The organism is Lacticaseibacillus thailandensis DSM 22698 = JCM 13996 (assembly GCF_001436135.1).
GTDB classification, from domain to species: domain Bacteria; phylum Bacillota; class Bacilli; order Lactobacillales; family Lactobacillaceae; genus Lacticaseibacillus; species Lacticaseibacillus thailandensis.
In genome coordinates this window covers 569616-594409 of the sequence record NZ_AYZK01000001.1, presented here as the reverse complement: position 1 = coordinate 594409, position 24794 = coordinate 569616, and the positions used below count along the sequence as shown (strand labels likewise).

Annotated in this window: 19 protein-coding genes; 16 read left to right on the top strand and 3 right to left on the bottom strand. The window is 55.2% G+C overall.

Annotated elements, in window-relative coordinates; genetic code table 11:
• Positions 1 to 3: 3 nt before the first annotated feature.
• The 5 genes from FD19_RS02635 to FD19_RS02615 all read left to right on the top strand — a co-directional run bounded on the left by FD19_RS02635 (position 4) and on the right by FD19_RS02615 (position 5458).
• Positions 4 to 753 (top strand): Stp1/IreP family PP2C-type Ser/Thr phosphatase, encoded by a 750-nt coding sequence (locus tag FD19_RS02635; RefSeq protein WP_054749511.1) that lies wholly within the window; start codon positions 4 to 6, stop codon positions 751 to 753.
• The gene (pknB, locus tag FD19_RS02630) at positions 746 to 2677 is read left to right on the top strand and encodes a Stk1 family PASTA domain-containing Ser/Thr kinase (RefSeq protein WP_056969057.1); all 1932 of its coding nucleotides are present in this window, start codon (positions 746 to 748) and stop codon (positions 2675 to 2677) included. Before FD19_RS02635 ends, pknB begins: the two co-directional genes overlap by 8 nt.
• Before the next feature lie 35 nt (positions 2678 to 2712).
• Entirely contained in the window at positions 2713 to 3615 is a 903-nt protein-coding gene (gene rsgA / locus FD19_RS02625; protein WP_056969056.1) for a ribosome small subunit-dependent GTPase A, read from the top strand.
• 512 nt (positions 3616 to 4127) lie between these two features.
• Positions 4128 to 4790, top strand: coding sequence for a ribulose-phosphate 3-epimerase (gene rpe, locus FD19_RS02620; RefSeq protein WP_054749510.1), 663 nt, complete (start codon positions 4128 to 4130; stop codon positions 4788 to 4790).
• Positions 4790 to 5458, top strand: a complete 669-nt coding sequence (locus FD19_RS02615; RefSeq protein ID WP_056969055.1) for a thiamine diphosphokinase — start codon at positions 4790 to 4792, stop codon at positions 5456 to 5458. Before rpe ends, FD19_RS02615 begins: the two co-directional genes overlap by 1 nt.
• 167 nt (positions 5459 to 5625) lie before the next feature.
• Here FD19_RS02615 and rpmB read toward each other — a convergent pair whose 3' ends face one another.
• Complete coding sequence (gene rpmB, locus FD19_RS02610; RefSeq protein WP_054650255.1) at positions 5626 to 5811, bottom strand: 50S ribosomal protein L28; 186 nt, start codon at positions 5809 to 5811, stop codon at positions 5626 to 5628.
• A gap of 227 nt (positions 5812 to 6038) precedes the next feature.
• On the opposite strand from rpmB, the gene FD19_RS02605 reads away from it, so the two are divergent.
• From FD19_RS02605 to FD19_RS02565, 9 genes are all read left to right on the top strand, one after another.
• Positions 6039 to 6404, top strand: a complete 366-nt coding sequence (locus tag FD19_RS02605) for an Asp23/Gls24 family envelope stress response protein (RefSeq protein WP_054749509.1) — start codon at positions 6039 to 6041, stop codon at positions 6402 to 6404.
• 99 nt (positions 6405 to 6503) lie between these two features.
• Positions 6504 to 8162: a DAK2 domain-containing protein gene (locus FD19_RS02600; RefSeq protein WP_056969054.1), complete on the top strand. Its 1659-nt coding sequence runs from the start codon at positions 6504 to 6506 to the stop codon at positions 8160 to 8162.
• 78 nt (positions 8163 to 8240) lie between these two features.
• Complete coding sequence (gene recG, locus FD19_RS02595; protein ID WP_056969053.1) at positions 8241 to 10280, top strand: ATP-dependent DNA helicase RecG; 2040 nt, start codon at positions 8241 to 8243, stop codon at positions 10278 to 10280.
• A 12-nt stretch (positions 10281 to 10292) separates the two neighbouring features.
• Positions 10293 to 11309, top strand: coding sequence for a phosphate acyltransferase PlsX (gene plsX, locus FD19_RS02590; protein ID WP_056969052.1), 1017 nt, complete (start codon positions 10293 to 10295; stop codon positions 11307 to 11309).
• An 82-nt stretch (positions 11310 to 11391) separates the two neighbouring features.
• A complete protein-coding gene (gene acpP / locus FD19_RS02585) occupies positions 11392 to 11640 on the top strand; it encodes an acyl carrier protein (protein ID WP_054749508.1) in 249 nt (82 codons plus the stop codon).
• 146 nt (positions 11641 to 11786) lie between these two features.
• Positions 11787 to 12482, top strand: coding sequence for a ribonuclease III (rnc, locus tag FD19_RS02580; protein ID WP_054749507.1), 696 nt, complete (start codon positions 11787 to 11789; stop codon positions 12480 to 12482).
• A gap of 27 nt (positions 12483 to 12509) precedes the next feature.
• Complete coding sequence (gene smc / locus FD19_RS02575; protein ID WP_056969051.1) at positions 12510 to 16079, top strand: chromosome segregation protein SMC; 3570 nt, start codon at positions 12510 to 12512, stop codon at positions 16077 to 16079.
• Positions 16080 to 16141: 62 nt separating this feature from the next.
• The gene (ftsY, locus tag FD19_RS02570; protein ID WP_054749506.1) at positions 16142 to 17179 is read left to right on the top strand and encodes a signal recognition particle-docking protein FtsY; all 1038 of its coding nucleotides are present in this window, start codon (positions 16142 to 16144) and stop codon (positions 17177 to 17179) included.
• A gap of 9 nt (positions 17180 to 17188) precedes the next feature.
• The gene (locus FD19_RS02565; protein ID WP_054749505.1) at positions 17189 to 18448 is read left to right on the top strand and encodes a methionine gamma-lyase family protein; all 1260 of its coding nucleotides are present in this window, start codon (positions 17189 to 17191) and stop codon (positions 18446 to 18448) included.
• Between the two features lie 159 nt (positions 18449 to 18607).
• On the opposite strand, the gene FD19_RS02560 is transcribed toward FD19_RS02565, so the two are convergent.
• Positions 18608 to 19174: a TetR/AcrR family transcriptional regulator gene (locus FD19_RS02560; RefSeq protein ID WP_056969050.1), complete on the bottom strand. Its 567-nt coding sequence runs from the start codon at positions 19172 to 19174 to the stop codon at positions 18608 to 18610.
• Positions 19175 to 19477: 303 nt separating this feature from the next.
• Here FD19_RS02560 and FD19_RS02555 point away from each other — a divergent pair, with 303 nt between their 5' ends.
• Positions 19478 to 20839 (top strand): Nramp family divalent metal transporter, encoded by a 1362-nt coding sequence (locus FD19_RS02555; protein ID WP_056969150.1) that lies wholly within the window; start codon positions 19478 to 19480, stop codon positions 20837 to 20839.
• Positions 20840 to 20936: 97 nt separating this feature from the next.
• Here the strand turns inward: FD19_RS02555 and FD19_RS02550 are convergent, their stop codons facing one another.
• Positions 20937 to 23015, bottom strand: coding sequence for an Orn/Lys/Arg family decarboxylase (locus tag FD19_RS02550; RefSeq protein WP_056969049.1), 2079 nt, complete (start codon positions 23013 to 23015; stop codon positions 20937 to 20939).
• Between the two features lie 267 nt (positions 23016 to 23282).
• Between FD19_RS02550 and FD19_RS02545 the strand changes: the two genes are divergently transcribed.
• On the top strand, positions 23283 to 24731 hold the full coding sequence (locus FD19_RS02545; protein WP_420836026.1) for an APC family permease: 1449 nt from the start codon (positions 23283 to 23285) through the stop codon (positions 24729 to 24731).
• Positions 24732 to 24794: the final 63 nt, after the last annotated feature.

Here is a 24794-nt window from a genome sequence, read left to right as displayed (position 1 = left end):
GCAATGAAATTTGCCTACCAAACGGATGTCGGTCGGGTACGGCCTAATAACCAGGACTACGTTGGCCTTTTTCATAACCACAGTCACGCGACGTTAGCTATTGTTGCCGACGGGATGGGTGGCCACCAAGGTGGGGATGTTGCCAGTGAAATGGCGGTCTCTCACATTGGCTATGCCTTTGAAAAGACCGAGAGCAGCGATGCGGAAACCGTCGTGAAATGGTTAATGTATGAACTGCAGAAGGAAAACGAGCAGATTCTCGCCCGCGGTCAGCAGTTTAAGGACTTGACCGGGATGGGCACGACCATCGTGGCTGCCCTGATGATTGGTCACCGCTTTGTGATCGCCAACATTGGCGATTCGCGCGCCTACCTGTACCGGCACGGGCGGTTGATGCAAATTACGGAGGACCATAGTCTGGTCAACGAGTTGGTTAAAAGTGGGGACCTGACCCCCGAAGAGGCCAAGAATTTTCCCCGTAAGAACGTCATTACGCGGTCGTTAGGTATCGCGCCGGATGTAGATGCCGACGTGACCATTTACGATATGGAAGCTAACGATATGCTCTTGTTGTGCTCTGATGGTCTGACTAAGACCGTGGAGGACGACCAACTGGCCGCCATTATGGGGGCGAAGGAGACGTTAGCTACCAAAGCCAAACTGTTGGTGCAAGCGGCCAATGAGGCCGGTGGTCCGGATAACGTGACCGCACTATTGATTTACAACAATGAGGGGGGTGACGGTGATGATTGAGCCAGGGATGACGCTGGACGGACGCTACCAATTGTTTAAGACCCTCGGTGAGGGTGGCATGGCGAACGTCTATTTAGCGCACGATTTAATCTTGGATCGTGACGTGGCGGTCAAGGTTCTGCGCCTAGACCTGCAAAGTGACCCGGACGCAGCGCGGCGCTTCCGGCGTGAAGCCATGGCGACTTTGGAACTATCACACCCTAACATTGTTAGTATCTATGACGTGGGTGAGTTTGAGGGCCAGCAATACCTAGTTATGGAGTACGTTGACGGTAAAAACCTCAAACAATACATTGTGGAACACTTCCCCATTCCCTACACGAAGGTTGTGGCGATGATGACCCAGGTGCTTGGTGCCATTGAAACGGCCCACGAGCACAACATCATTCACCGTGACCTCAAGCCCCAAAACATTATGGTGGATCGCGATGGTAACGTAAAAATTGCCGACTTCGGCATTGCCGTGGCGTTGTCTGAAACGGCGGTCACGCAAACCAACTCGCTGTTGGGCTCCGTGCACTATATGTCACCAGAGCAAGCGCGCGGTTCGCTCCCCACCAAGCAGAGTGATATCTACTCCCTAGGTGTGATTTTGTACGAAATGTTGACGGGTTCAGTGCCGTTTGAAGGCGACTCGGCCGTCACCATTGCGTTGAAACACTTTCAGGAAGACATTCCGTTTGTTCGTGATTTTGACCCCCGAATCCCCCAGGCACTGGAAAACGTGGTGCTGAAGGCGACGGCTAAGGATCCGCAACAGCGCTACCCGAGCGCCGCGGCCATGGCTAGTGACCTGGCCACGTCATTGGATGCGAGTCGGGCCAACGAGCCACGGTTCGTGCCTGAAGGTAACAACGATAGTTTAGCGGCGACGAAGCGTATCGATCCGGCGGTGAAGTCGGCTGCCATTGCGGCAGCTGCTGCGGCCGGTGATCAGGAAGACCATCCATCGCGGGAAGATGCGGACAAAAAAGCGGACCAGCAGCCCACAAAAAAACGTCATCCACGGCGTCGGCGGGCGCTGATTATTGGTGGCTTAGCCGTGGTGTTGATTGCCCTAATTGCGGGGATGATCGCGGTCTTTGGCAAGGGTGATGCCACGGTACCCGACGTCACGGATGAGACCGTGGCCGTTGCCACCAACAAGCTACAAGCAGCCCACTTGAAGATTGGGGATACTAAGTATCAGGCGTCTAGTTCTGTGACTAAGGGGCACGTCATATTGACGGACCCCACTAAGGGCAGTAGCGTCAAGGAAGATTCATCCGTGAACCTGGTCATCAGTAAGGGTTCATCCCGATTTACCGTACGCGACTACAAGGGTGACAGCTACGACGAAGTACGTGACGACCTCAAGCGGGCCGGCTTTACGGTGGTGAAGAAGGTCAAGTCGAGTTCCAAGGCTACTGGCACTATCCTGAAACAGGATCTTGCTGCCGGGACCAAGGTGAACCCGAAGAAGACCACCATCACTTTGACCGTGGCCAAGAAGACCCGGTTGGTGAAAATCCCTAACTTTGTGGGTAAGAATCTCAGTACTGCGGAAGCGTGGGCCGCTGACCATGACATCATGCTCAGCCAAAATGACGATGATACTGGCAGCATGGCATACGGACGTATTACGTCGCAGGGTATTGAGGCCGGCGAAAAGGTTAAGCGGGGCAGCACACTGACGGTATACGTCAGTGTTGGGCGTAGCAGTACGCAGACCACAACTACCACCCAGCCGGATGAGCATAATCATAACAATGAGAGCAAAGAAAGCAGCAGTAGTAGCTCGTCGACGAAGAGTAGTAGCAGTAGTTCCTCGTCGTCGACGCAACGAGCGGCCAGCTCATCGACCCCGGCGGTTGCGCCAAGCGCTCAGAGTTCAAGTACTGCTTCCTCGGCGCAGACGGCCAGTTCCAACAACAGTAGTAACTAGTCGTTAAAGTTGATCGTTACTTTTGGAGGTAATTTTTGCAGGGACAAGTCATTCAGCTGCTCAGCGGCTATTACGATATTGCGGTGGGCGACCAGGTCATTAGGACGCGGGCGGCCGGCAATTTACGGCAGAAGAAGGTTTCTCCAATTGCAGGAGATTTTGTGGAGTTCACTCCGGCGCCGGATAACGGCGAGCTGGGCTACCTCACGCGCGTGTTACCACGGCGGAACGCGTTGGTGCGGCCACCCGTGGCCAATGTGGATCAGGCCATGGTAATTACGGCTGCGGCTGAACCGACCTTTGCGACGAACTTGCTGGACCGGTTCCTGGTGTACTTAGCCGGGCAACGGATTGCAGGCGTGATTACGGTTACCAAGACGGATTTGTTGGATGACACGGCGTTTGCGCGTTTGCAAGCAGTGATGAACGGTTACGAGCGCATTGGTTATCAGGTTCACTTACCCCGCCAGCCGTTTGGTGCGGCTGATCTCGAAGCGTTAAGGTCGGTCCTGAATGGACGTCTGACCATCTTTACGGGCCAGACCGGCGCTGGCAAGTCGACCCTGTTGAATCACCTCGTACCAGACCTGTCGTTAGCGACGGCGGCAATTTCCAAGAGTTTGAATCGCGGCAAGCACACGACCCGCAAGACGACCCTGTATCGGGCGTATGGTGGGTTGGTGGCGGACACGCCAGGTTTTTCCTCGTTAGAACTGTTGGATGTGGAAACGGACGCGTTGCGGGACCGTTTCCCGGAATTTGTGGCGGTTGCCGGTGACTGCAAGTTTCGTGGCTGTCAGCATTTGCAGGAGCCGCACTGCGCGGTTAAGGCCGCGGTGGCGGCTGGGCAGATCATGCAAAGTCGTTATGATAATTATTGCCAGTTCCACGCCGAGCTAGCGGCGCGGAAGCCGGTGTATGATAAGAAAAAAAGGTAGAGAGCGTAACCCCGCGGTTAAAAGCGGAAGCGTAAGGCGCTTGCCCGCAAAGGCCGGTTTTAGCCTTTGGGGGCGAGTGGTTTACGCGCTAGCTTTTGTGGGGTGGAGCTCGTTTTGGATAGAGAGAGCGTAACCCCACGGTTAAAAGCGGAAGCGTAAGGCGCTTGCCCGCAAAGGCCGGTTTTAGCCTTTGGGGGCGAGTGGTTTACGCGCTAGCTTTTGTGGGGTGGAGCTCGTTTTGGATAGAGAGAGCGTAACCCCACGGTTAAAAGCGGAAGCGTAAGGCGCTTGCCCGCAAAGGCCGGTTTTAGCCTTTGGGGGCGAGTGGTTTACGCGCTAGCTTTTGTGGGGTGGAGCTCGTTTTGGATAGAGAGCGTAACCCTGCGGTTAAAAGCGGCAGCGGCGTCCTCACCAACACGGCGGCGAGATGATGGGTGAAGCCCTTTCAACTACGCCGCCATTTGTGTATGATGAGTATAATAAATCTTGATTGGAAACGGGAGTTGATTGTTATGCAACTTGCACCATCAATTTTAAGCGCGGATTTTGGCCATTTGGCGCGGGCCGTCGATGCGGTCGAAAAGGCGGGCGCGGACCGCATACATATTGACGTGATGGACGGCCGCTTTGTGCCCAACCTGAGTTTTGGCCCGCAAATTGTCTCGGTCTTGCGGCAAGAAACTACCTTGCCCCTCGAAGTACACTTGATGGTGCAGCACCCTGAAGAATGGGTCAGCACCTTTGCCGACGCGGGGGCGGACATGTTGCTGGTGCACCTCGAAGCCACGCCGCACATTCACCGGGCGTTATCGTTGATCAAACAAACGGGGATGGATCCGGGCGTTGTGATCAACCCGGGCACCTCGGTCGATGCAATTGACATGGTGTTGCCCATCGTTAAACAGGTGCTGGTGATGACCGTTGACCCTGGCTTTGGCGGGCAGGAGTTTATCCCCGAAATGCTGGAAAAGACCGACGAGCTGGCCACGATTCGTGACCGTGATGAATCGTTGAACTTCGGCATCGAGATCGATGGCGGCGTTAACCCGGGAACCATTAAGTTGGCCGCCAAGCACGGGGTGGATATCGCCGTAGCGGGGTCAGCCGTTTACAATGGTGGTAACCCTGCGGATAACCTACACCACCTGCAAAAGTTGGCGGCGGAGGCTGAATAATGCGGTTAAACTTCATGGCTGGTGGCCCCCGGGCGTTGTTGCCGACGGACTGGACGCAAGTACCCGGTCAATGGGTGGCCATTGACCGTGGTACGCTCACGTTATTGGACGCTGGCATGCGGCCAGCATACGTGGTGGGTGACTTTGATTCACTCACCGCAGCGGAGTTTACCCGGGTCAAAACCGCCATGGGCACAGTGGAGCGGCACCAACCGGAAAAAGATGATACGGATACCCAGTTGGCACTCCAGCATGGCTTGATGGTCATGCACGCAGACGAGGTGTTCCTTTACGGTGCAACTGGTGGCCGGTTGGATCACGCATTGGCGAATTATTGGTTGCCGACCGAGCGACGTTTTCGTCCGTTTATTCGGCGTATGCATCTGATCGACCGGGATAACTACGTCCAGTACCTGGATGGTGGGCAACCGTTGACGGTCTTGCCGCGGACCGGGTACCGGTATGTGGGCGTAGCCAGTTTGACGGCGGTACGCGATCTGAACATTACCGGGGCCAAGTACCAGCTGGCCCACTATGATGGTGATAGTCCGGTCAGCTTTGCCTCCAACGAATTTGTGGGGGCTGCGCCCATGACCGTGCAGTGTGCGCGTGGGGTGGTGGCCATTATTTATAGCCGCGATCACCACGGACAGCAAGTTGATAATTAGTTAAGTAGACAAGAATGGCCCTGACGACGGGATGTCGTCAGGGCCATTGTGTTGTGCAAAGTTGTGTTTGTTTTGGCGACCGCGAGTTAGCGGACTGCGCCTCTAGGCTAGTCTACTCGCTACGCAACAAAAAAAGCGCCGCTTTCGCAGCACCTTCATCGTTGGTTTTATACGCGAGTCACTTTTCCAGACTTCAGGGCGCGAGCAGAAACCCACACACGCTTTGGCTTGCCGTCAACCAGAATGCGTACCTTCTGCAGGTTTGCTTTCCAGGAGCGACGAGAACTGTTCAGCGCGTGTGAGCGCTTGTTGCCGAACTGGGTGTGACGGCCGGTAATTACATCAACTGCCAAAGTATGACCTCCTTGCTTCATCGGACGTCTGCCCGATTTATTCACAAAAATTAGGTTATCATAGCGGGGCGGGCATTGCAAGGGTTTTGTAAAGTAATAATCATTGACACCTGCAAACTTTCCTTAGTTACTGGGCTATGCTAAAATCTATGCAACGGACTAATGGTCCTAGTGGGCCCATTCTAGGTACCCACTAATTATGAACCAGCTCATTGAGGAGGCAAATCATGGCGGTTAAGATTAAGACCAAGTACGGCGTTATCGACATTGACAATGCCGTTATCGCGACGGTTGTCGGCGGTGCAGCTACCGAGATTTTTGGGGTGGTGGGCATGGCCAGCAAGAACCAGATTCGGGACAACCTGAACGAAATTCTCAACCGGGAGAACTATTCCCGTGGGGTGGTCGTTCGCCAGGAGGATAATGGGGTGACCATTGAGGTCAACATTATCGTTGGTTATGGTACTAAGATTTCTGAGGTCTGCCGCAACGTGCAGGACAAAGTAAAGTACAATTTGGAGAGCATGCTTGGCCTCACCGCGCACGCCGTCACGGTTATCGTGCAGGGCGTCCGGGTAATTGGCGAAGACTAACAGCACCGACGCCGCCGTCAGTGCGCTTTTTGCGTTGGCCGGCGTTTGTTGCTATATGACCCCCAAACATGTGGGGGCCCTTTTAGGGAGGAACTATTTGTGACAGTCACGGAAATTTCTGCAACCGAATTTCAAAACATGATTCGTGCCGCAGCGCACCGGATCAATAAAAATGCACAGTTCGTTAACTCGTTAAATGTATTTCCCGTTCCTGATGGGGATACCGGGACGAACATGAACCTGACGTTCCAAAGCGGGGCGAAGGCCGTCCTGGAAAGTGACGATACGTCCGTGGGAGCCCTTGCGCAGCATTTGGGTAAGGGGCTCTTGATGGGCGCCAGGGGTAACTCGGGGGTTATTAGCTCGCAGTTGTTCCGCGGTTTTGCGAAGAGCGTTGCTCACAAGTCGACGCTCAATGCCCAGGATCTGGCTGATGCTTTTGCTGGTGGGGTCGAGACGGCCTATAACGCCGTCATGAAGCCTGTTGAAGGGACGATTCTCACCGTGGCCCGCAAAGCAGCCAAGGCGGGGTTGAAGTCTGCCAAGACTACCACCGATACATTGGAAGTCATGACGAGCGTGGTCGATGCAGCCAAAGTTGCACTGAAAAAGACGCCCGACCAGCTCCCCGTTTTAAAGCAGGTGGGGGTCGTTGATTCTGGTGGCCAGGGACTGACCTTCTTGTACGAAGGGTTCCGTGCCGGACTGGCAGGTGAACAGGCGGATGAAAATTACGTGCCTGATGATAACGAAATGTCGGAGATGGTCAATGCGGTTGATGCGCAAACCCAACTGAACCCCGATGACATCGTCTACGGCTACTGTACCGAGATGATGGTGGGCTTGGGCCAAAACGGTGCCACCAAAAAGTTTGATTATGATGCATTCCGCAACTACTTGGCTGATTACGGTGATTCCCTGTTGGTAATTGCCGATGACGAAGTGGTCAAGGTGCATGTCCACACTGAGCACCCCGGGGCAGTGTTCCGTTATGGTGCGCAGTTTGGTAGTTTGGATAAAATCAAGATCGATAACATGCGCCTGCAGCACCAAAGCATTATTGAACGTGATAATGCGGAGGCGGAAGCAGCCAAGCCGCTGGCCGACTTTGGGGTGGTGGCCATTGCTTCTGGGGACGGACTCGCCAAATTGTTCAAGAGTCTTGGAGTTACGTACGTGCTGTCCGGTGGGCAGACGATGAACCCAAGTACCAACGACATCTTGGAAGCCATTAAGCAGGCCCACGCTAAGCGCGTAATCGTATTGCCTAACAATGGGAACATCTTCATGGCTGCCGATGCGGCCGCGAAGGAAGCCAGTGTGGATGTGGCCGTCGTAAAGAGTAAGACGGTCAACCAGGGCCTGACCTCCTTGCTGGAATATAACCCGGAGCGGAGCCTCGCTGAGAACGCCGCGGCGATGACCGAAGCGCTCGGCAACGTGGTTAGTGGTGAAATTACCCAGTCGATTCGTGATAGCAATATTGGGGGCTTGGCAATTCACAACGGAGATTGGATCGGCCTCATTGATGGTGACATCAAGGTGGATGGGCAGGACCGGCAACAGACGACGGTTGATACGATTGAAGCCATGCTTGACGAAGATGCTGAGATCATCACGTTGATTGTCGGCACCGAAGGATCAGAAGCGGAGGCTGAGGCGATTGAAGCAGCGATTTTAAACGCGCACGATGACCTTGAAGTGGAGATCCACGACGGGGGCCAGCCGCTGTACCCATACTTGATTTCCGTCGAGTAGCAGGACTAGCACCAGCCATTTTTTGATGATAACACCCTATTGCCACGCTGGCAGTAGGTAAGAAAGGAGGCGTTGACCATGCCACTTAGCGATACGGTCGGAGTTCTGCCTGGTGTTGGCCCTAAACGGGTCGCGGCCCTGGCGGATCTCGGTATCGTCACGGTCGGCGACCTGCTTTTTTATTTTCCCTTTCGTTATGACGATCTGCAGGAGCGGGACCTCGCAACCGCGGTGGACGGTGAAAAGCTGACGGTCAAAGGAACGGTGGTCACGGATCCCGTTATTGCACGGTTTGGTCCCCATAAGGTGCGGGTGACCATTCGGCTCCAGGTCGACCGGACCGTGATCCTGGTGTCTTTTTTCAACCAACCCTGGTTGAAGGATCGGTTCCATCGGGGACAGGAAGCGGCTATTTATGGTAAGTGGAATGCGGGTCGGAACGCCTTAACGGCCATGCGGCTAGTGGCCACGCAGGACCAGGATGCGCCCTCAATGGCCGCCATTTACCCGTTGAGTCAGTCGGTGCACCAGAAATTTTTGGTGAGCGCCATTAAAACGGCGTTTGATCACTACGCGGACGAGATTCATTCGGTGGTACCCGAGCAATACCGTCAGCGGTTGCAGTTACTGACGGACCGGGAACTGGTGCGGCAAATGCACTTTCCCGCCAACCCGGCGGAGGCGACCGCAGCACGACGCTCCGCCATTTTTCGGGAATTTTTCCTGTTTGAGGCGCAATTACAGGCCATTAAGCAGCGCGATACGGCGCAGGTTAACGGCTTACGCATTCCGTTTGATAACCAGCGGGTGCGGGCCTTCATCCGTACCTTGCCGTTTACTTTGACGAACGCGCAAAAACGGGTGGTCAACGAAATTTGCGCGGATATGCGGAGTACGAAGCATATGAACCGGCTTTTGCAGGGGGACGTTGGTAGTGGGAAAACCATCGTTGCGGCGATCTGTATGTACGCGGCGGTGACGGCCCATTTTCAAGCCGCCTTAATGGTCCCTACGGAAGTGTTGGCGGAACAACATTACGCCAAGTTGAGTCGCCTGTTTGCCCCACAGCACGTGAGTGTGGCGTTGCTAACGGGGGCCACCAGTGCGGCCGACCGGAAGGACATTCTGGCCCGATTGCGGTCTGGCGCCCTGGACATTGTGATTGGGACGCACGCCCTGATTCAAAAAGGGGTGGACTTCAACGCTCTTGGTTTCGCCATTATTGACGAGCAGCACCGTTTTGGGGTGAAGCAACGGGAAATTTTGCGGGCTAAGGGACTCAAACCAGACGTGTTATCGATGACTGCCACGCCCATTCCGCGGACACTCGCCATCACGGCGTACGGTGAGATGGACGTGTCAACGATTGACGAAATGCCCGCCGGCCGACTACCGGTTAAAACGCTGTGGTTGCACAAGCAGCAACAGCCACGGGCGGTCCGCATGGTCGCGGCTGCGGTCGCGGCTGGTGGCCAGGCGTTCGTCATCACGCCGTTGATTGCAGAATCCGAAGCGGTGGACCTCAAGAACGCCGAAGCGGTGTACGCGGATATGCAGCAGACCTTTGCGGGTAAAGCCACGGTCGCCTTACTGCATGGGCAAATGAAACCGGACGAAAAGGACACGATCATGCGCGACTTTGCGTCGGGCAAGACCGCCGTGCTCGTGTCCACGACTGTCATTGAAGTCGGTGTGGACGTTCCCAACGCCACGATGATGCTGATTCTGGACGCGGACCGGTTCGGCTTGGCACAATTGCACCAGTTACGCGGGCGGGTCGGCCGTGGTGATAAACAGGCGACCTGTATCCTGGTGGCCGACCCCAAGAACGATACCGGGGTGAGCCGGATGGAGACGATGGTGGCCACCAATGACGGGTTCAAAGTAGCACAGCGGGACCTTGAACTGCGGGGCCAAGGTGATATCTTTGGTGCTAAGCAGTCGGGGTTACCTGACTTTCGGTTGGGGGACCCCGTGGGTGACTTCAACATTTTGGATACGGCTAATAAGGTCGCGGCCGCGATTTTTGCCGCCGATCCAGACTTACAGGCGCCCGCAAACGTGACGCTGGCCACATATGTGCACAGGCGTTTGGCCCAAGCCGAGAGCCTTAATTAGGAGGATAATTCGATGAAAATTGCTGTTGACGCAATGGGCGGTGACAACGCCCCTGACGTAGTCGTTGCGGGTGTCGAACGGGCCCGGGACGAAGATTCGCAGCTGGAATTTTTGCTGTTTGGTGACGAGGCGCGGGTGCGTCCCCTGATCCAAAACGACGAGCGCATCACCCTGGTGCCGACCACGGAGGAAATTTCCGGTAACGAGGCACCAGTGCAGGCCATCCGGCGCAAAAAGGATGCGTCCATGGTGCGGGCCGCGCGGGCAGTCAAAGACGGCGAGGCGGACGCTTTGTTGTCCCTGGGGAGCACGGGAGCGCTGTTAGCCGCGGGACTGTTTATCGTTGGGCGTATTAAGGGCGTTGACCGGCCGGGGCTCATGCCGACTTTGCCGGCAGCTACTAACGATCATGGCTTCGTGATGCTGGATGTCGGCGCCAATGCGGATAACCGCCCGGTACACCTATACCAGTACGCGGTTATGGGGAATTTCTACGCGAAGGATGTGCGCGGAATCCCTAACCCGCGGGTCGGATTGCTCAACAACGGCACCGAGCCCCACAAGGGTGATGAGTTGCACCAGGCGGCTTACCAGTTGTTGACGGAAGCGTCCGGGCTAAACTTTGTCGGTAACGTGGAAGCCACGGGCCTGTTGGACGGCGTGGCCGACGTGGTCGTGACTGACGGTTTTACGGGCAATGCGGCCCTCAAAGCGGTTGAGGGGACGGCCCACACGCTGTTGCACGCGCTCAAGGACACCATCATGAATAGTGGGGTCAAGGGCAAAGTGGGTGGTTTGTTGCTCCGAAACGAGATCCGCGGGGTTGCGGACAAGTTTGACGCTTCACGGTATGGTGGTGCGGTACTACTCGGCCTCCAGGCGCCGGTGGTGAAGGCACATGGGGCAGCGGACGTCCGGACGGTGTACTACACCATCAAGCAGGTGGCAGACATGGTTTCTAAGCAGACCATTACGAAGTTTGTGCAGTATTTTGATGCGCACAAAATTGCAGTGCCCGAAGAGAAGTAATTTCGGCGTTGTCGTGGAAAAGTTATGGACATCCGGGAATTTTTAGAATATAGTGGTTCGGTAATTAGTGAGGAGGTTTACCGTGAGCGAACAAGAAATTTTTGACCAGATCTCATCGTTATTGCAGGACCACTTTCAGTTACAGCCGGGTACTATTACCCGTGACTTAAACTTTAAGCGCGACCTGGATGCCGATTCAATTGACATCGTGGAGTTTGTCTTGGAGTTAGAAGATACGTTTAACGCCGAGATTCCGGATGAGGACGCTGAGCAAATCCAGACGGTCGGGGATGCGGTCGATTACATCGCCGCGCACCAGTCGGATAAATAAATTAAGCATGCAATCAATGGCCGGATTCTTTGGAATCCGGCCATCTTTTTTGCCTAGACCTGGTGGAGTTGCGACAGCGCGTCCGCAACCTTTTAGTTACGGGTGATATTTAGTATAATGAGAAACAGTATTGGAGGAGGCAACGTATGGTCGCGATAGAGTTTACGCGTGAATTACATAGTCGTTTTGGCATCGATTTTGATCACGTTGAGATCCTTGAGGAGGCGTTTACCCACTCAAGTTATGCTAATGAGCACCGTGAATTAGGGGTGCACGACAACGAACGGTTAGAGTTTCTTGGTGATGCCGTGTTGGAACTGACCGTGTCGGAGTACCTGTTCAAAAAGTACCCCGATGTGCCCGAAGGTAAGTTGACCCGGATGCGGGCTGCAGCGGTACAGACCCGGAGCTTTGCGCGTTTTTCCCGTGAGGCCCACTTTGACCGTTACATCCGCCTGGGGCACGGTGAGGAAAACGCCGGTGCGCGGCAGCGGGATACCTTGCTTGAAGATTTATTTGAGGCCTTTTGTGGCGCGTTGTTTTTGGATCAAGGACGCCAAGCCGTAATCAAGTTTTGTGAGCAAATTATCTGGCCACACATCGACGCGGGCGAGTTTGAGGATACGCGGGACTTCAAGACCAAGTTGCAAGAACGCCTGCAGCGTGGTGGTGATGTCGATATCGAGTATAACCTCTTATCCGAAGAGGATGCAGCAAATAATCAACGCTTGTTTACCGTGGCCGTCACTGCTGACGGACGCGAGTTGGGCCGGGGAACGGGTACCAGCAAGAAGCATGCGGAACAAGATGCGGCCCACCGCGCGTTAGCAACCTTAGCGTAGCGTTAGGTTGGCCCGAGGAGTAGTTGGATGTACCTGCAGGAACTGACAATCAATGGTTTTAAATCATTTGCGGATAAAACCCAAATTAAATTTGATCCCGGGTTGACCGGGGTCGTGGGCCCCAATGGTAGTGGTAAGAGTAACATTACGGAAGCCATTCGCTGGGTGCTCGGGGAGCAAAGTGCCAAGAGCCTGCGTGGTGAGCGCATGGGTGACGTCATCTTTGCCGGCACCGACACGCGCCCGGCACTGAACCGGGCGGAAGTAACGATGGTCTTCAATAACGACGACGGGTACCTGGAGCAACAACCAAGCCAGGTCAGTGTGACCCGGCGCCTTTTCCGTAATGGTGACAGTGAATTCTTATTGAACAACCAGCAAGTGCGGCTCAAAGATATCGTGACCTTGTTCATGGATAGTGGACTGGGGCGCGACTCTTTTGCGTTCATTTCCCAAGGGCGGGTTGAAGCAATCTTTAACAGCAAACCCGAAGACCGGCGCGGCATCTTTGAAGAGGCTGCCGGGGTACTGAAGTACAAGAACCAGAAGGCCAAGGCCCAGGCTCAACTGGACGAAACCGACGATAACCTGGACCGGGTGCACGATATTGTGCATGAACTTGCGGTACGGCTGGAACCCCTCGCGGAACAGAGTTCCATGGCGCGGGAGTACCAGCGCCAGTCCACAGAGTACGCGCAGTTACACCAGCAGTTACTGGCACGGCAGGTGCAAAGCATGGTCGCCCAGCAACGGGAAGTGCAAACCGCGGCTAAGGCCACTAAGCGGCGCATTGAGGAACTGAACGGCAAGATTAAGGGCTTGGAAGCTGATTCGGATCGCCGAACCAAAGCAGCGGCGGACCTCGATCATCAGTTGGCCCAGGTCAACGACGACCTGCTCGCAAAGTCCATGAAGCAGCAAAGCCTTAATGGTGAAGAGGACGTCAGCAACGAGCGGGTGCAAAATGCCACGTCACGATTGGCCGATCTGCGGGAACGACTGGCGCAAGCCCAAGCGGACCAACAGGACGCCCAGCAACACCTCCAGGACGTGAAGCAGCAGCAAGACGAGCTGGCGCAGGCTATTAAGACGACCCGGGCGCAGTTGCGGACTGTAGAACAAGCCGCCAGCACGCCGGCGGAGCTCAATGCTCAGCTGGAGACAACGCAACAAAATTACATTGATACGTTGCAGCAACAAGCCAATAACCGTAATGCAATTGCGGCGCTATCCAAAGAGGCTCAGTTGGCAGCGAGCCAACAAGCGGCGACCCAAAGCCGGTTGGCAGAGTTGAATGCGCAAATCAAGCAGTTGACCGCCAAGCAGGAAACTGCGGATGCCGCCCTCAAAGCAGCCCAGGCCGAGCAGAATCAGGCTACAGCCGCGGTGCGGGCAGCGGAAACCGCACTCAGTGATGATCAGGAACAATATCAGCGCCTTAACCAGCAACTAATGGAGCACAGTCAGGCGTATACCCAGGCCAGCGCGCGCTACAAAACGCTCAAGGAACTGAACGATGACTACGCGGGCTTTTATTCCGGGGTGCGGACGGTGTTGAAGAATAAGGGCAAGTTACCCGGGGTCGTTGGGGCCGTGGCGGAACTGCTCAAAATTCCTGAACGGTACCAGGTCGCCTTTGATCAGGCCATTGGGGGCAGTTTGCAGGCAATCGTGACGGCGAATCAAGGTGCCGCCAAGCGCGCCATTAGCTTTTTGAAGCAACGGCGCGCCGGGCGGGCGACTTTCCTGCCGGCGGATGTGATTCGCCCGCGTAGCCTACCGCAAAGTATTCGCAATCAGGTGGCTGGGCAACGAGGTTTTATTGGTGTGGGTATCGACCTGGTTGGCTTCGATCAGCATTTAACCAACGTGATTGCCAGCTTAATTGGCACGCTAATTGTGGTCGACAACCTGGATAATGCGGTGCCCATTGCCAACAGCTTGCACCACCGTTACCGGCTGGTGACCCTCGACGGGGATATCCTTAATGCTGGTGGTTCGATGTCAGGTGGGGCGCAACACAGGGGGAGTAGTTCGCCGCTAGCGCGCACACAGGAAGCACAGCGGCTACACAAGCAGTTAGCGGCAATGGCTACCAAACTGGATGAAGAACGTGCAACCTTGGCTCAACTTGAGCAGCAAAGCACCGCGGCAGACGCCACGTTACGTGCTGCTAGTGATCACCTCACGACAATGCGCGACCAGACCCACAGTGCGCAGGCAGACAGTCAGCTAGTGGCGCAGCAGGTTACGCAGCTGCGGCAACAGGTGGCGGCGCTGCGGGTCAACCTCCCGCAGGATGAGGATGATTACGCGCACCGTCAAGCCGAGTTGACGGCACAGGGTGACACTATTCAGCAGCACTTGGCCGAGCTGCAACAAACCATGACGGATCTGCGTGCCGCTTTGGCGGATCAAAACAGCCGGGCGGCCGATCACCAAGAGCGGCTGACGCAACTCAAAACGGCACTGGCCGTCAAGCAGGAAGCTGCGAAGACCGCTGCTGCCCAGTTAGCGCAGTGGCAGGAGGCAGAACGCACGGCCGTAACGACCGCTAACCGTCTGGAGCAACGCATCGCCGCCATTGAAAAGGCCGCGAATGAAACTGCACAGGAAAAGGAACAACGTGGGGCCACGCTGGCGCAACTGGCACGTGACATTCAGCAACTGCAAGAACAACAGGCTAAGTTAAACCAACAGAAAGCTACGGCCCGGACCGAATTGAGTCGGGTTTCCGCCAGCATCACGACGGCGTACAATGAGCGGCAGGAAGTCATGGCCACCAGTGAGACCCAGTCGGTCCAGCTTAACCAGTTGAAGATGCACCTGGATACCGCATTATCCACGTTAAGCGAAGAGTATCAGACCACGTACGAGGCGGCTATTGCGGCCGTGCCGGCGGATCCGGTGGGAATTCCTGAACTGCAAAGTCAGCTGAAACTATTGAAACGGGGCTTAGACGAACTGGGGCCCGTCAACATGAACGCCATCGACGAGTACCAGGAGGTCAAGGAACGTTATGACTTCCTCACGGCGCAACAGAATGACCTAGAAGACGCCAAAGCACAGTTATTGAACACCATGGGTGAGCTGGACAAAGAGGTTCAGGAACGCTTTACCGCGGTGTTTGAAGCGACGAGTACGGCGTTCAGTGAGATCTTCCCGCAGATGTTTGGCGGTGGACATGCTGAATTGCAACTGACGGACCCGGAACACCTGTTAACGACGGGCATCGAAATCGTGGCCCAGCCGCCGGGGAAGAACCATACGCGGTTGTCGTTGCTGTCCGGTGGTGAGCGGGCGTTGACCGCCATCACGTTATTGTTTGCCATCATCAAGGTCCGGCCGGTACCGTTTTCTGTGCTGGATGAGGTTGAGGCTAGTTTGGATGAAGCTAACGTGGACCGCTTTGGCGATTTCTTACGGCATTACTCGAGTAACACCCAGTTTATCGTTATTACCCACCGGCGTGGGACCATGGCGGCTGCTGACATCCTTTACGGGGTGACCATGCAGGAGTCAGGCGTATCCCGGATGGTTTCAGTGAGCCTGGATGATGCGGCGGCGGCCGTTGGTGCTGAGCATCAGGCCGGTTAGGTTCCTGTGCGTACGGATGGATGCGCAAGTGTGAGTAGGCCGGAAGCAAAGGAGTGTGTGTGATGGGATTATTTGATCGAATTAAGGCCGCTTTTTCCGGCAAGGAAGAAACTGCCGAAACGGCGAAGTATGATGAAGCGCTCACCAAGAGCCGGCAAAGCTTTGGTGACCGGCTAAACGCGCTGTTCGCAAATTTTCGGACGGTGGACGAAGATTTCTTTGATGACCTCGAGGATACGCTAATTGAGGCGGACGTCGGCTTTGACACCGCGGTGCGCCTAACGGATGAACTTCGCGAAGAAGTGAAGTTAAAGAATGCGCGTGATCCCAAACTGGTTGTGCAGGTCATTGTGCAGAAGCTGGTTGACCTGTACGACGAGGCTGGTGTGGACGAGGATAACAGTCTCCACTTTGCCCCTGAGGGCCAGGGCCCGACCGTGTTCTTATTCGTCGGCGTGAACGGGGCCGGCAAAACGACTACCATTGGTAAGTTAGCGAACCGGCTACAACGGGAGGGTCACTCCGTCCTTTTGGCGGCGGGTGACACCTTTCGGGCTGGCGCCATCGAACAGTTACAGGTTTGGGGCGAGCGTGACCACGTGCCGGTGGTAGCTGGCCCAGCAGGCGGTGATCCGTCGGCCGTCGTCTTTGACGCGGTGAAGAAGGCCAAGGACGAAAACTTTGACGTCCTGATTGTGGATACCGCCGGGCGGTTGCAGAACAAAGTCAACTTGATGACCGAGCTAGCCAAAATGAAGCGGGTCATTCAGCGCGAATTACCCGACGCACCGCAGGAAGTTTTGCTGGTGGTCGACGCTACGACGGGACAAAACGCCTTGTCCCAAGCCAAACAGTTTAACAAGACGACCGACATGACGGGGATTGTACTGACCAAACTCGATGGTTCCGGTAAGGGTGGCATCGTGTTGGCGGTACGGAACGAGTTGCACGTACCCGTTAAGCTTGTTGGCCTCGGTGAAGGTATGGATGACCTCGCTGACTTTGACCCTACGAAGTTTGTTTACGGACTGTTTAAGGGCTTGATTGACGCGCCACCGGCAGACGAGACGGCGGCGACGGATCAGGTAGAAGGTAAGTGAGGTAGAAAAATGAGTTGGCGGGATCAGTTTGACCCGAAGTTAGTGGCGTTGGTGGACCAGGTGGATGCGCAAATTGCACCCCGGTTGGCGGCCATTGATGACCAAATTGTCGAGAACCAGAACAAAGTATTGCAAAGCTTCCGCAAGCACCACGTGGCGGAAAGTTACTTGACCGGTTCGACTGGTTACGGGCACAGTGACGAGGGCCGTGACGTATTGGAAAGCATTTATGCTGACGTGCTCGGTGGTGAGGATGCTATTGTTCGGCCACAAATCGTCTCGGGTACGCATGCCATTGGGGTGTCGTTGTTAGGGCTCGTCCGGCCCGGTGATGAAATTGTTTACATCACCGGCAAGCCCTACGACACCTTGCAGGAAGTGCTGGGGCTCGCGGGCAACGGTGTGGGTACTCCGAAAGAATATGGTATTGGGGTAGATTACGTAGACCTGCTGCCGAACGGCGAGGTTGACATTCCCGCCGTGCAGCGGCGCGTGACCCCCAAAACTACGGTGGTGGCCATTCAGCGCTCACGCGGGTACGCGACGCGGGATTCCTTCACTATTGCTAAGATCAAAGCCATGATCGACGCGGTACGGGCCGTCGCACCAGACGTGACCATTTTTGTTGACAATGCTTATGGCGAATTTTCCGAGACGGTGGAGCCTCTACAAGTTGGGGCCAACCTCATGGCCGGGTCCTTATTTAAGAACGCGGGTGGGGGCATGGCTAAGACCGGTGGGTACATCGTCGGGGATGCCGACCTGGTGGAAAAAGTTAGTTACCGCTTCACGGTGCCGGGGTTAGGCGCTGCGGAGGGGGCCACGGTGTCGGCCTTACCCGATATGTACCAAGGGTTCTTCATTGCCCCACAAACCACGGGTAATGCCATTAAGGGCGCCATCTTTGAGGCAGCTTTGTTTGCCGCGCTAGGCATGAGCGTCAGCCCAACGTGGGATGCGCCGCGAACAGACATCGTGCAGACCGTTAACTTTGGTAACCGTGAAGACATGGTGCACTTTGCCGAGGCGATTCAGGCTAACTCGCCGGTGGATTCCTTCGTCACGCCGATTCCAGAGCGGATGGCTGGCTACGAGGACGAAGTGATTATGGCCGGTGGGTCCTTCGTGCAAGGCGCTACGATCGAATTTTCTGGTGATGGGCCCATTCGGCCGCCGTATACGATCTACTTGCAGGGGGGCTTAACGTACGCCCACGTTAAGCTAGCGACAATTGGTGCGGCGCAGAGCACCTTCTTTGATCAACACTAGACACACAAACAGCGTGTTTCCCGAAGGAAGCACGCTGTTTTGGTAGGGAGCCGAGCCCGCGGTCAAAAGCAAAAACGTCAGGCGCTGGAGCCGCAAGGCCCAGATTTGGTCTTGGGGTTCGAGGGGTTTACGCGGTAACTTTTACGGACATCGCGCGTTTTAGAACAGGGTGGCACTGATCTGCTGAATATTGCGCAACATCCGCGCGGCGGTGGGCATTTTTTGATGGGTAAGGATAAAATCCAACGTGCCCAGTATTAGGGCGTTGAACAGGCTGGCCTGGATGGCCAAATCTTCCTGGTCAGGGGTCACATCAGCAAAGTATTGCCGGTAACGGTGTTCAATTTGGCGTTGGAGGCGGTCCCGGAAGTCCAGTGAGGATCCGCGGAGGGTCATTAGTGCCGTTAACAGTGGTGTGTGGGCAGCCACGTAAGTGTGCACGAGGTTGCTCACGACCCGCAACGACTTTTGTTGGTCATGGTCGTGGTTGGCGGATAACTGTAACCGTGCAGAAATGGCACGATCAAATTCAACGACGGTTTGACGCACTAAATGTTCAGCCAGCGCGTATTTGTCCGCGTAATGACGGTAAAGGGTTTGGCGGTTGACATGGGCGGTATGCGCCAGTTGCGTGATCGTGATGTGGTCAAATCCGGTTTGGTTGACCAGGTCCACAAAGGCGGTTTCAATCAACCGGTTGGTGCGTTGTGTGCGTAAATCAGTCATAGGCAAACCTCCCGGCATTAATTAGCACTAACCGACCGGCAGAGGGACTGATTAAGTGCGACAACTACTCCCCAAATGTCACGTAATGGCCTGATTGTGGGTTGTTTCTCGTCCAATCAGTTGAAAATACTAGAAATCAGGGTTGCCTAAGTTCTCGAGATGTTATAATGTTTATCCGTTGGTAGGTGTAGCAATACTTGCCGCTACACCGATGAATCGCCCAAACGGGGCACTCAATTCTAAGCCAATAGAAAAGAGGGAACCATTTTGAAAAATGAATCAAAAGCTCGTCAGCACAAGCAGGTGAACGACAAGCGTGTCCACTTTGCGACCGAAACTACGGAGTCGTCAAAGAGTTTGGCGGAAGTTAATGGTTCCGTTAACGTACCCATGGATGGTGGGTACTGGAAGACCTTACTAGCATACATTGGTCCGGGAGCCTTGGTGGCCGTCGGGTACATGGATCCCGGGAACTGGATTACGTCGATTGCCGGTGGTGCTAGTTACAAGTACACACTGTTATCTGTAATCCTGATTTCTAGTTTGATTGCGATGTTGCTCCAAGCCATGGCGGCCCGGTTAGGTATCGTGACCGGTAAGGACTTGGCCCAGATGACCCGTGAGCGGACGTCAAAGGGTATGGGCATCTTCTTGTGGATCGTCACGGAATTAGCCATCATGGCGACCGATATGGCGGAAATTATCGGTTCTGGGATTGCTATTAAGTTGTTGTTCAATATCCCGTTAATTATTGGTATTGCCATTACGTCGCTGGACGTGCTGATTCTTCTGTTACTGATGAAGTTGGGCTTTCGTAAGATCGAAGCGATCGTTGCGACCCTGGTGGCGGTGATTCTCTTCGTCTTTACCTACGAAGTACTATTGTCGCAGCCAAGCATCGGCGGCATTCTCCGCGGGTACATTCCAGATCCCAACATCGTGACCCATTCCTCCATGTTGTACCTGGCACTGGGGATTGTGGGTGCAACCGTGATGCCGCATAACCTGTACCTGGGTTCGTCAATTTCCCAAACGCGGGAGATCGACCGGAGTAACCCGCAACACGTCGCGCGGTCGATTCGTTTCACGGTGACTGACTCCAACATACAGTTGACGGTAGCATTTATCGTGAACTGTTTACTGCTCATCCTGGGTGCCGCATTGTTCTTTGGGACTAACAGTCACTTGGGCCGGTTCGTGGACTTGTTTCACGCCCTGAATAACCCGCAGATCGTGGGTGCCATTGCCAGTCCGGTGCTCAGCATGCTGTTCGCCGTGGCCCTGTTGTCATCAGGTCAAAGTTCCACCATTACCGGGACGTTGTCCGGACAGATCATCATGGAAGGATTCATTCACCTGAAGATGCCGCTGTGGGCGCAACGCTTGCTGACCCGGCTGCTGTCCATCACACCAGTGTTGATCTTCGCGTTTATCTATCATGGTAATGAGGCGAAGATCGAAAGTCTGCTGACCATTTCGCAAGTCTTTCTCAGTGTGGCGTTACCGTTTGCCATCGTGCCGTTGGTGCTGTTCACCAGTGATAAAAAAATCATGGGGCAGTTCGCCAACCGTGCCTGGGTCAAGTACACGGCCTGGACCATCGCGATCGTGCTCACGATTCTGAACGTGTGGTTGATTGTTTCCACACTGCAATCCGTGTTCTAATCAGTTTCAGTTAGTTGCATTAGTTTCACAAAGGCCCGGTGAGGTCGCCACCATGTAGTGGCAGTCTCACCGGGCCTTTGCTGTGCTGACGGTTTATTTAATGACGGACGACATGGACCATCGGGGTACCGTCGGCAGCGACGGTCACGCCCTGAATTTCCGGAGTGAATCCGGGGAATCGTGCCACGGCGCCGTAGAGCGTGGTAAAGTAGTGCACCGCTGCGGCAGTCCAGGTCTCGCCGGGAACCACGACGAAAATGCCGGGTGGGTATGGTAGTGCACCCTCGACGGCAATGCGACCCACCGCCGATTGCAGGGGGATGGTCTCAAAGTTACCCCGCATAAACGCGGCATCAGCGTCCGCGGCCCGCAGCGGGCTGTCATGATTATTGCTACCCTGAAATAGCACGGCTTGTTGAGCTGCAAGGTGGTGGTCGTTAAAGTAGTCGGATAGCTCCTGGGCGAGTTGCCGCAAGGTCATGTTGGCGTACCGGTCACCGGTTTCGGCCACCAATTGGGGAAGCACGCTAGCCACGGTCCGGTCAGCAAAGTAGTCGTCTTCAAATTGGCGCAAAACGGTGAGCAGTTGCTGCCAGTCCTTATGCCCACTACCTGGGGTAACCAGGAACAAGACGGAGTTTGGGTCCGCTTTTTCAGGCACGATGTTGTGGTCGAGCAAGTATCGGTCCAGCACCCAGCCCGACACCCCCAGTTCATGGGTGTGCGGCAATGTAATCGTGACTTTGCCGGCATCCAGGTAGGCCTGGCCGGGTCGTAGTTGGTGCATACCGTGCCAGTCGTCGTTGGGGGCCAACGCCCACACTGCCGGGTCCGTGACGGCTTGGTCGTCGGGCGTGGTCAGCAAGCTAGGAGCATTAAGGGCGCAGAATAGGCGCGTAGATTGCAGATCGCGACGAAATTGCTGCGCGTCGATAACGGCCCGCTGCCAAATGGCTTGGCCGTGGTCGCCTGCGTTGAGGGCAACGTTCACGGCCAGCGAGGCGTACACGGGGTAGGAGTAACTCGTGGTCACGTGTTTAAGGTACGCGTGGTTAAACTGTGCGTGGCTGATGTAGCGGGCCTGACCCTTAATGTGATGGTCCTTTTTGTGGATCTGGGAGGTTTGGGCTAGCCCGGACTGTTGCTTGTGGACTGATTGGGTAACGAAAATACCCGGGTCATCCGGACCTAGTTCCAACTGGAGGGGGTCGGTAGGGCGCATGGCCGGGATGAACGGCTCGTAGCCACCCCAGGCCGCGTCAAAGGCGATGTAATCACACAGCGGCCCAAACTGGTCGAGGAGCATGCGGACGTCGGGCACGATGCCGTCGAAGGTTTCCAATTCCAAGACTGCCAGCCGGAATGGGCGCGCGCGGTTGGCCTTTTCCGGGGCAACTTTGCGTACCGCCGCCCGTAAACTCTCCGTGGTTACCGTACTCAAATCGACGGGACCAATCAGTCCCTGACTGGTGCGCAGAGTGTCGAGGTAGACCGGGATGGCGCCGTTAAGGACCAACGCCCCGTTATAAAAGGATTTGTGGTTGTTGCGGTCGAATAGCACCAGATCACCTGGTTGCAGGGCGGCACTCGCGACAATGTTGTTGCTGCCAGTGGTGCCATTCGTGACGAAGTAGGTCTTGTCGGCATGGAACAGCTTAGCGGCGGCCTGCTCCGCGGCGAGTGGGGTGCCACCGTGGGTGAGCATGTCGCCCAGCGCGGTGACCACATCACTGGTGTCGCTGGCGAAGAAGGTGTCGCCGTATGCCTGGTGAAAGAGGTAACCGGCCGGCGCGAGGTCGTCGTAGTGGCCCGCGTGGTGTCCCGGGGTAGCAAAGGTTGTGGGGTTGGCGTGACTAAACTGCAGCAAGTCATGCAGAAACGGCGGCACCTGGGCGGCTTCGTATTTCTCCGCCGCCGCGGTTACGGCTGCCATGGTGAGTTGGTTGACGGCAACCGGGGTCACTTGCAGGTTGTGGGGATCACCAAGGTCGTGTGTGCCGAGTACAAAGGTGGGGATGGGGAGGGCCGTGGCGGTTAGCTGGGCCCACGCTTCGCGGTCATCGTCGGTAATGATGGCCGCCCCTATGGCGCCAGGCACCAGGTCGTGCAGGGGTGTGCCGGTAATTTGCGGGGCTTGTTGCGCCGCGGCGGCGGTAATTCCAAGCTTGAGATACATAAATTAATCAGGACCTTTCAGAAAATATATACTGTAGTATAAAATTCGGGTATAATATGACGGTTATCGGATAATGATTGAATTTGTGGCAGCAGTGATACGGTTTGTGGTCGCTGGATGCTATACAACCACTAGAATACATATTTAGGTGAGCGAAGTGAATATAAGTTACGGATATTTTCACAATAAGCCGCCGTGTGCGTAAATGTTGGTCGTGTTGACGAGCATTTGAGAATACGAGGTTAAGATATTATGCAAGATGCACCAATGTTGGGTCAACCACGCCAAAAGTATATGGCGTGGCCAGTACTAGGCTTACTGGTCTTTGTGACGGTAATCGGGTTCGAAAATATTTTGTACCCGTTCCAGAATCAGGGACTGTCGGTCATTTTTTCCTGGATCTTTTTGCTACTAGCGTACATTATCCCCTACGCGCTGATTTCCGCTCAGATTGGGACTACCTTTACCCAAGATGGTGGTGGCCTGGCCACGTGGGTGCGCCACACTTCTGGGGACACGCTGGGCTACGTCGTTAGTTGGATGTATTGGTCCAGTACGCTACCGTACCTGATTGATGTTTCCAACTCGGTCATCGTGGCGATCTCCTGGTTGGTATTGGGTAACAACACGCTGGACAAACACATGTCGACGTTGTGGTTCGGTATTTTCACCTTCCTGGTAATTTTGATTTTCATTATTTTGGAGAATGTGTTCAGCCGGTCGATGGAAGTGATGTCGCTGATTGGCGGGGCTGCCATGTTCTTGATGGCCGTGCTGTTCGTGGCGCTTGCCGCGGCAGGAATTGCCAAAGGCTACCACCCAGCCAGCAACTTGTTTGATCTGAGTGCGTACAAGCCACATTTCTCCACGCACTACTTCTCCACCACGGGGTTGCTGATTTTTGCTACTTCGGGGGCGGAATTAGGGGCGACGTACATTCAGCAAGTACGCAACCCGAAGAAGGAGTTTCCCAAAGCCATGTGGATGCTGGCCATCATGACGGGATTCCTCATCATCTTTGGGTCGCTGGCACTCGGGGTGTACTTCGATGCCAACCACCTTCCCAACGACTTGAAGATGAACGGTTCCTACTATGCCTTCCACTACCTGGGTGAACAATGGGGCGTTGGCAACCTGTTCATGTACATGTTTGCGGGGACGCAATTGGTGTTCATGTTGGCCCAACTGGCGGTGCTGATCGACGCGGCCAGCCGGGTGCTGTCGGCAGATACCGCCGCGCGGTTCATGCCGCAGTGGTTACTCAAAAAGAACCGTCAAGGCCGGCCCATTCATTCTTACATCTTTACGGCGAGCCTGTGTCTGTTCCTCTTATTGTTGAGTAGCACCTTGCCCAACATCAACACCATCTTTAACTGGTTACTCAACCTGAACGGAATCGTATCGCCATACAAAACTTGCTGGGTGTTCTTCGCCTTCCTGGCGCTACGAGCTCAAGCGGACAAGTTCCAGTCGGGGTACACGTTCATTAAGAACAAGCCCGGCGCCATGCTGGTTGGTGGCTGGTGCCTGTTGTTCACCTTTGTGTGTGCGACAATGGGCTTTATGCCGCAAGAGGCTGCGTGGGGCACCCACGCGTTTACCCACCAACTGTTGATGAACTGCGTTTCCGTCGTGGTGCTGTTTGGTTTAGGGTTCGTGATGCCGATGATTGCGCGCTATGAGGCTAAGAAACATGGCCGCCAGCTGATGGATTAATGCGATTTTAATTGTGACGCAACTGACTGTGGTCAGTTGCGTTTTTTGGTGTGCGGACCCACG

Excerpts from the sequence above, each read along its gene's own strand:
- FD19_RS02560 (WP_056969050.1), bottom strand. The coding sequence starts at position 19,174 with ATGACTGATTTACGCACACAACGCACCAACCGGTTGATTGAAACCGCC.
- FD19_RS02565 (WP_054749505.1), top strand. The coding sequence starts at position 17,189 with ATGAGTTGGCGGGATCAGTTTGACCCGAAGTTAGTGGCGTTGGTGGAC.
- plsX (WP_056969052.1), top strand. The coding sequence starts at position 10,293 with ATGAAAATTGCTGTTGACGCAATGGGCGGTGACAACGCCCCTGACGTA.
- FD19_RS02635 (WP_054749511.1), top strand. The coding sequence starts at position 4 with ATGAAATTTGCCTACCAAACGGATGTCGGTCGGGTACGGCCTAATAAC.
- recG (WP_056969053.1), top strand. The coding sequence starts at position 8,241 with ATGCCACTTAGCGATACGGTCGGAGTTCTGCCTGGTGTTGGCCCTAAA.
- FD19_RS02605 (WP_054749509.1), top strand. The coding sequence starts at position 6,039 with ATGGCGGTTAAGATTAAGACCAAGTACGGCGTTATCGACATTGACAAT.
- ftsY (WP_054749506.1), top strand. The coding sequence starts at position 16,142 with ATGGGATTATTTGATCGAATTAAGGCCGCTTTTTCCGGCAAGGAAGAA.
- rnc (WP_054749507.1), top strand. The coding sequence starts at position 11,787 with ATGGTCGCGATAGAGTTTACGCGTGAATTACATAGTCGTTTTGGCATC.
- FD19_RS02550 (WP_056969049.1), bottom strand. The coding sequence starts at position 23,015 with ATGTATCTCAAGCTTGGAATTACCGCCGCCGCGGCGCAACAAGCCCCG.
- smc (WP_056969051.1), top strand. The coding sequence starts at position 12,510 with ATGTACCTGCAGGAACTGACAATCAATGGTTTTAAATCATTTGCGGAT.
- pknB (WP_056969057.1), top strand. The coding sequence starts at position 746 with ATGATTGAGCCAGGGATGACGCTGGACGGACGCTACCAATTGTTTAAG.
- FD19_RS02615 (WP_056969055.1), top strand. The coding sequence starts at position 4,790 with ATGCGGTTAAACTTCATGGCTGGTGGCCCCCGGGCGTTGTTGCCGACG.
- FD19_RS02545 (WP_420836026.1), top strand. The coding sequence starts at position 23,283 with ATGTTGGGTCAACCACGCCAAAAGTATATGGCGTGGCCAGTACTAGGC.
- rpe (WP_054749510.1), top strand. The coding sequence starts at position 4,128 with ATGCAACTTGCACCATCAATTTTAAGCGCGGATTTTGGCCATTTGGCG.